2 protein-coding genes are annotated in these 7,073 nt (G+C 67.6%); both read right to left on the reverse strand.

Translation table 11 applies throughout. The features are described 5' to 3' along the window. Positions 1 to 175: 175 nt before the first annotated feature. A complete protein-coding gene (locus IEZ12_RS08660; RefSeq protein ID WP_100587159.1) occupies positions 176 to 4,069 on the reverse strand; it encodes a DNA-directed RNA polymerase subunit beta' in 3,894 nt (1,297 codons plus the stop codon). A gap of 104 nt (positions 4,070 to 4,173) precedes the next feature. Beyond that, on the reverse strand, positions 4,174 to 7,073 hold a 2,900-nt coding region (gene rpoB / locus IEZ12_RS08665; RefSeq protein WP_229847345.1), incomplete at its 5' end, for a DNA-directed RNA polymerase subunit beta.

Genomic DNA, 7,073 nt, shown 5'->3' on the forward strand with positions numbered 1-7,073 from the left:
CGGCCTCCTTTCGACGTCCCCCAGTCTCCCGCTCCCCGGGGCCCCGGCGCCTCCCTCCACGGAGTGGTTCGGCCGCCTCCGTCCCCAGGGGGATCCCCTAGGTGACACGCGGGGCGCAGACACCGCAGGGCGGCCACCCCGAGTGGGGTGACCGCCCTGCGGTTCAGCCGAAGGATCAGCCGGTGTACGGACCGTAGTCGTAGTCGTCCAGCGGGACGGCCTGACCGGAGCCCGCGCCGAACGGCGACAGGTCGTAGTCGTCGTAGCCGACGGCCGAGTACATCGCGGCCTTGGCCTCTTCGGTCGGCTCGACCCGGATGTTGCGGTAGCGGGGCAGACCCGTACCGGCCGGGATGAGCTTACCGAGGATGACGTTCTCCTTGAGGCCCAGCAGCGGGTCCGACTTGGCGTGGATCGCCGCGTCGGTGAGCACCCGGGTCGTCTCCTGGAAGGAGGCGGCCGACAGCCAGGACTCGGTGGCCAGCGAGGCCTTGGTGATACCCATCAGCTGCGGACGGCCGGAGGCGGGGTGGCCGCCCTCGGACACCACGCGGCGGTTCTCCTGCTCGAAGCGGCCGCGCTCGACCAGCTCGCCCGGCAGCAGCTCGGCGTCGCCCGACTCGATGATCGTCACGCGGCGGAGCATCTGCCGGATGATGATCTCGATGTGCTTGTCGTGGATCGACACACCCTGCGAGTTGTAGACCTTCTGGACTTCGGCGACCAGGTGGATCTGGACGGCACGCTGGCCCATGATCCGCAGCACGTCGTGCGGGTTGGTGGCGCCGACGGTCAGCTTCTGGCCGACCTCGACCGCCTCGCCCTCGCTGACCAGCAGCTTGACGCGCTTGGAGACCGGGTACGCGATCTCGTCGGTGCCGTCGTCCGGCGTGACGACGACCTTGCGGGTCTTCTCGGTGTCCTCGATCCGGACCCGACCCTGCGCCTCCGAGATCGGGGCGACACCCTTCGGGGTGCGCGCCTCGAAGAGCTCGACGACACGCGGCAGACCCTGGGTGATGTCGTCACCGGCCACACCACCGGTGTGGAAGGTACGCATGGTCAGCTGGGTACCGGGCTCACCGATGGACTGGGCGGCGATGATGCCGACCGCCTCACCGATGTCGACCAGCTTGCCGGTGGCCAGCGAACGGCCGTAGCAGAAGGCACAGGTGCCGACCGCGGACTCACAGGTCAGGATCGAGCGGACCTTGACCGCGCTGACGCCGTGCCGGATCAGCTCGTCCATCAGGACGTCGCCGAGGTCGGTGTTGGCGGTCGCGATCAGCTTGCCGTCGACAGTGATGTCCTCGGCGAGCATGCGGGCGTACACGCTGGTCTCGACGTCGTCGGCCTTGCGCAGCACACCGTCCGCACCGATCTGGCCGATCTCCAGCTTGAGGCCGCGCTCGGTGCCGCAGTCCTCCTCGCGGATGATCACGTCCTGCGAGACGTCCACCAGACGACGGGTCAGGTAACCCGAGTCGGCGGTACGCAGCGCGGTGTCGGCCAGACCCTTACGGGCACCGTGGGTGGAGATGAAGTACTCCAGCACGGACAGGCCCTCACGGAACGAGGCCTTGATGGGACGCGCGATGGTCTCGTTCTTCGCGTTCGACACCAGACCACGCATACCCGCGATCTGACGCATCTGCATCATGTTTCCTCGAGCACCCGAGTCGACCATCATGAAGATGGGGTTCGTCTTCGGGAAGTTCGCGGCCATCGCGTCGGCGACCTCGTTGGTCGCCCGGGTCCAGATGCCGACCAGCTCGGACTTGCGCTCGTTGTCGGTGATCAGACCGCGCTCGTACTGCTTCTGGACCTTCTCCGCCTGCGCCTCGTAGCCCTCCAGAATGGCGGGCTTGCTCGGCGGGACGATGACGTCCGAGATCGAGACGGTGACACCGGAACGGGTCGACCAGTGGAAGCCGGCCGCCTTCAGGTTGTCGAGCGTCGCGGCGACGACGACCTTCGGGTAGCGCTCGGCGAGGTCGTTGACGATCGCCGACAGCTGCTTCTTGCCGACCTCGTAGTCGACGAACGGGTAGTCCTCGGGCAGCAGCTCGTTGAAGAGCGCGCGACCCAGGGTGGTGGTGATCCGGAACGGCTCACCCTCCGTCCAGGTCGGCTGACCCTCCTCGTCCACCGGAGCGGCCCAGCCGCGCGGCGGCACGGTGCCGGCCGGCATGCGCAGGTCGATCGGGGCCTGGACGTCCAGGTCGCGGGCGTCGAAGGCCATGATCGCCTCGGCGGTCGAGGAGAAGGAACGGCCCTTGCCCTTGACCTCCTCGCGGTCCGAGGTGAGGAAGAACAGGCCCAGCACCATGTCCTGGGTCGGCATGGTGACGGGGCGACCGTCGGCCGGCTTCAGGATGTTGTTCGAGGACAGCATCAGGATGCGGGCCTCGGCCTGCGCCTCCGCGGACAGCGGCAGGTGCACGGCCATCTGGTCGCCGTCGAAGTCCGCGTTGAACGCGGTGCAGACGAGCGGGTGGATCTGGATGGCCTTGCCCTCGACCAGCTGCGGCTCGAAGGCCTGGATGCCGAGGCGGTGCAGGGTGGGCGCACGGTTCAGCAGCACCGGGTGCTCGGCGATGACCTCTTCGAGGACGTCCCACACGACCGGGCGGGCGCGCTCGACCATGCGCTTCGCCGACTTGATGTTCTGCGCGTGGTTCAGGTCGACCAGGCGCTTCATCACGAACGGCTTGAAGAGCTCCAGCGCCATGGCCTTCGGCAGACCGCACTGGTGCAGCTTGAGCTGCGGGCCGACGACGATGACCGAACGGGCCGAGTAGTCGACTCGCTTGCCGAGCAGGTTCTGACGGAAACGACCCTGCTTGCCCTTCAGCATGTCGCTGAGGGACTTCAGCGGGCGGTTGCCCGGGCCGGTGACCGGACGGCCGCGGCGGCCGTTGTCGAACAGCGCGTCGACGGCCTCCTGCAGCATGCGCTTCTCGTTGTTCACGATGATCTCGGGCGCGCCGAGGTCGAGAAGCCGCTTCAGGCGGTTGTTGCGGTTGATGACGCGGCGGTACAGGTCGTTCAGGTCGGAGGTGGCGAAACGGCCACCGTCGAGCTGGACCATCGGACGCAGGTCCGGCGGGATCACCGGGACGCAGTCCAGCACCATGCCCTTGGGCTTGTTGCTGGTCTGCAGGAAGGCGGAGACGACCTTGAGGCGCTTGAGCGCACGGGTCTTCTTCTGGCCCTTGCCGGTGCGGATGATCTCGCGGAGGCGCTCGGCCTCCTCGCCCAGGTCGAAGGACTCCAGGCGGTCCTTGAGGGCCGCCGCGCCCATCGAGCCGGAGAAGTAGGTGCCGAAGCGGTCCCGCAGCTCGCGGTAGAGCAGCTCGTCGCCCTCGAGGTCCTGGACCTTGAGGTTCTTGAAGCGGGCCCACACCTCGTCCAGGCGGTCGATCTCGCGCTGGGTGCGGTCGCGGAGCTGCTTCATCTCGCGCTCGGCGCCCTCGCGGACCTTGCGGCGGACGTCGGCCTTGGCGCCCTCGGCCTCCAGCTCCGCCAGGTCGGACTCGGCCTTCTTGGCCCGGGCCTCCAGGTCGGCGTCGCGGCGGTTCTCGATCTGCTGGCGCTCGACCGAGACGTGCGCCTCCAGGGAGGGGAGGTCGCGCTGACGGCGCTCGTCGTCCACCCAGGTGATCATGTAGGCGGCGAAGTAGATGACCTTCTCAAGGTCCTTCGGCGCGAGGTCGAGCAGGTAGCCCAGGCGCGACGGGACGCCCTTGAAGTACCAGATGTGGGTGACCGGGGCGGCCAGCTCGATGTGGCCCATCCGCTCACGGCGCACCTTGGCGCGGGTCACCTCGACGCCGCAGCGCTCACAGATGATGCCCTTGAAGCGGACGCGCTTGTACTTACCGCAGTAGCACTCCCAGTCCCGGGTGGGACCGAAGATCTTCTCGCAGAAAAGGCCGTCCTTTTCCGGCTTCAGCGTGCGGTAGTTGATGGTCTCCGGCTTCTTCACCTCGCCGTGCGACCACTGGCGGATGTCGTCGGCGGTGGCCAGTCCGATGCGGAGCTCGTCGAAGAAGTTGACGTCAAGCACTGGTCGTCAAGCCCTCTTTCGTGATTCGAGAGTCTGTCTGTTGGTCTGAGGGGGGCCTGGGGGCGGGCCGGCTGCCTTTTGATGGGCAGCCGGCCCGACCTCCGTCAGACCTCTTCGACGCTGCTCGGCTCGCGCCGGGACAGGTCAATGCCGAGCTCCTCGGCGGCGCGGAACACGTCCTCGTCGCTGTCCCGCATCTCGATGGACTGGCCGTCCGAGGACAGCACCTCCACGTTGAGGCAGAGCGACTGCATTTCCTTGATGAGGACCTTGAAGGACTCGGGAATGCCGGGCTCGGGGATGTTCTCGCCCTTGACGATGGCCTCGTAGACCTTCACACGGCCGAGGACGTCGTCGGACTTGATGGTGAGCAGCTCCTGCAGCGCGTAAGCGGCGCCGTATGCCTCAAGGGCCCACACCTCCATCTCACCGAAGCGCTGACCACCGAACTGCGCCTTACCACCGAGCGGCTGCTGGGTGATCATCGAGTACGGACCGGTCGAACGGGCGTGCAGCTTGTCGTCGACCAGGTGGTGCAGCTTGAGGATGTACATGTAGCCGACCGAGACCGGCATCGGGAACGGCTCGCCGGAGCGGCCGTCGAACAGCCGGGCCTTGCCGGTGGAGTTCACCAGGCGCTCACCGTCACGGGTGAGGGTGGTGTTGTCCAGCAGGCCGGTGATCTCGTCCTCGCGGGCGCCGTCGAACACCGGGGTGGCGAGGTTGGTGCCGCCCTCGACGGTGTCCGCGCCGATCGCCTGCAGGCGCTTGGCCCACTCGTCGGCGAGGCCGGAGACGTCCCAGCCCTGCTTGGCGAGCCAGCCGAGGTGGATCTCCAGGACCTGTCCCGGGTTCATTCGGGACGGGACGCCCAGCGGGTTCAGGATGATGTCGACCGGGGTGCCGTCCTCCAGGAACGGCATGTCCTCGACCGGCAGGATCTTGGAGATGACACCCTTGTTGCCGTGACGGCCGGCCAGCTTGTCACCGTTGGTGATCTTGCGCTTCTGGGCGACGTAGACGCGGACCAGCTGGTTCACGCCGGGGGGAAGCTCGTCGCCCTCCTCGCGGTCGAAGACGCGGACGCCGATGACCTTGCCGGACTCACCGTGCGGCACCTTCAGCGAGGTGTCGCGGACCTCACGGGCCTTCTCACCGAAGATCGCGCGGAGCAGGCGCTCCTCCGGGGTCAGCTCGGTCTCACCCTTCGGGGTGACCTTGCCGACCAGGATGTCGCCGGTGACGACGTCGGCGCCGATCCGGATGATGCCGCGCTCGTCGAGGTCGGCGAGGACCTCCTCGGAGACGTTCGGGATGTCCCGGGTGATCTCCTCGGGGCCCAGCTTGGTGTCACGGGCGTCGACCTCGTGCTCCTCGATGTGGATCGAGGAGAGGACGTCGTCCTGCACGAGGCGCTGCGACAGGATGATCGCGTCCTCGTAGTTGTGGCCCTCCCACGACATGAACGCCACGAGGAGGTTCTTGCCGAGGGCCATCTCGCCCTCGTCGGTGCACGGGCCGTCGGCCAGCACCTGGCCGGCCTCCACGCGGGCGCCCTCGTCCACGAGCACCTTCTGGTTGAAGGCGGTGCCCTGGTTGGAGCGGGTGAACTTGGCGGCGCGGTACGTGTTGTACGTGCCGTCGTCGTTGGCCACGGTGACGTAGTCGGCCGAGACCTCCTGCACCACACCGGCCTTGTCGGCGGTGATGACGTCCGCGGCGTCGACGGCGCAGCGGTACTCCATGCCGGTGCCGACCAGCGGCGCCTCGCTGCGGAGCAGCGGGACGGCCTGGCGCATCATGTTCGAGCCCATGAGCGCGCGGTTGGCGTCGTCGTGCTCCAGGAACGGGATCATGGCGGTCGCGACCGACACCATCTGGCGCGGCGAGACGTCCATGTAGTCGATCTCGGTGCCGGGGATGTAGTCGATCTCGCCGCCACGGCGGCGGACCAGGACACGCGGCTCGGCGAAGGTCAGCTCCGCGGTCAGCGGGGCGTTGGCCTGCGCGATGACGAAGCGGTCCTCCTCGTCGGCGGTCAGGTAGTCCACGGCCTCGGTGACGACACCGTCGACGACCTTGCGGTACGGGGTCTCGATGAAACCGAACGCGTTGACCCGGCCGTACGAGGCCAGCGAGCCGATCAGACCGATGTTCGGGCCTTCGGGGGTCTCGATCGGACACATGCGGCCGTAGTGCGAGGGGTGCACGTCTCGGACCTCGAAGCCGGCCCGCTCACGGGACAGACCGCCGGGGCCGAGCGCGGACAGACGACGCTTGTGGGTCAGGCCCGACAGCGGGTTCGTCTGGTCCATGAACTGCGACAGCTGGCTGGTGCCGAAGAACTCCTTGATGGAGGCGACGACCGGCCGGATGTTGATCAGGGTCTGCGGCGTGATCGCCTCGACGTCCTGGGTGGTCATGCGCTCGCGGACCACTCGCTCCATGCGGGCGAGGCCGGTGCGGACCTGGTTCTGGATCAGCTCGCCGACGTTGCGCAGGCGACGGTTGCCGAAGTGGTCGATGTCGTCGACCTCGATGACAATGTCGCGGCCCTCGTCATCACGCCACTCGGTCTCGCCGGCGTGCAGCTTGACCAGGTACTTGATCGTGTTGATGATGTCGGGCTCGGTGAGCACACCGGAGTCCAGCGACTCGGCGTTGCCGAGCTTGCGGTTCACCTTGTAGCGGCCGACCTTCGCCAGGTCGTAGCGCTTCGGGTTGAAGTACAGGTTCTCCAGCAGCGTCTGCGCGGCCTCACGCGTGGGCGGCTCGCCCGGGCGCAGCTTGCGGTAGATGTCGAGGAGCGCGTCGTCCTGGCCCTGGGTGTGGTCCTTCTCCAGGGTGGCGCGCATCGACTCGTACTCGCCGAACTCCTCGAGAATCATCTCGTTGGTCCAGCCGAGGGCCTTCAGCAGCACGGTGACCGACTGCTTGCGCTTGCGGTCGATGCGGACACCGACCATGTCGCGCTTGTCGATCTCCATCTCCAGCCAGGCACCGC

The organism is Kitasatospora griseola (assembly GCF_014648555.1).
Classification (GTDB): Bacteria; Actinomycetota; Actinomycetes; order Streptomycetales; family Streptomycetaceae; genus Kitasatospora; species Kitasatospora griseola.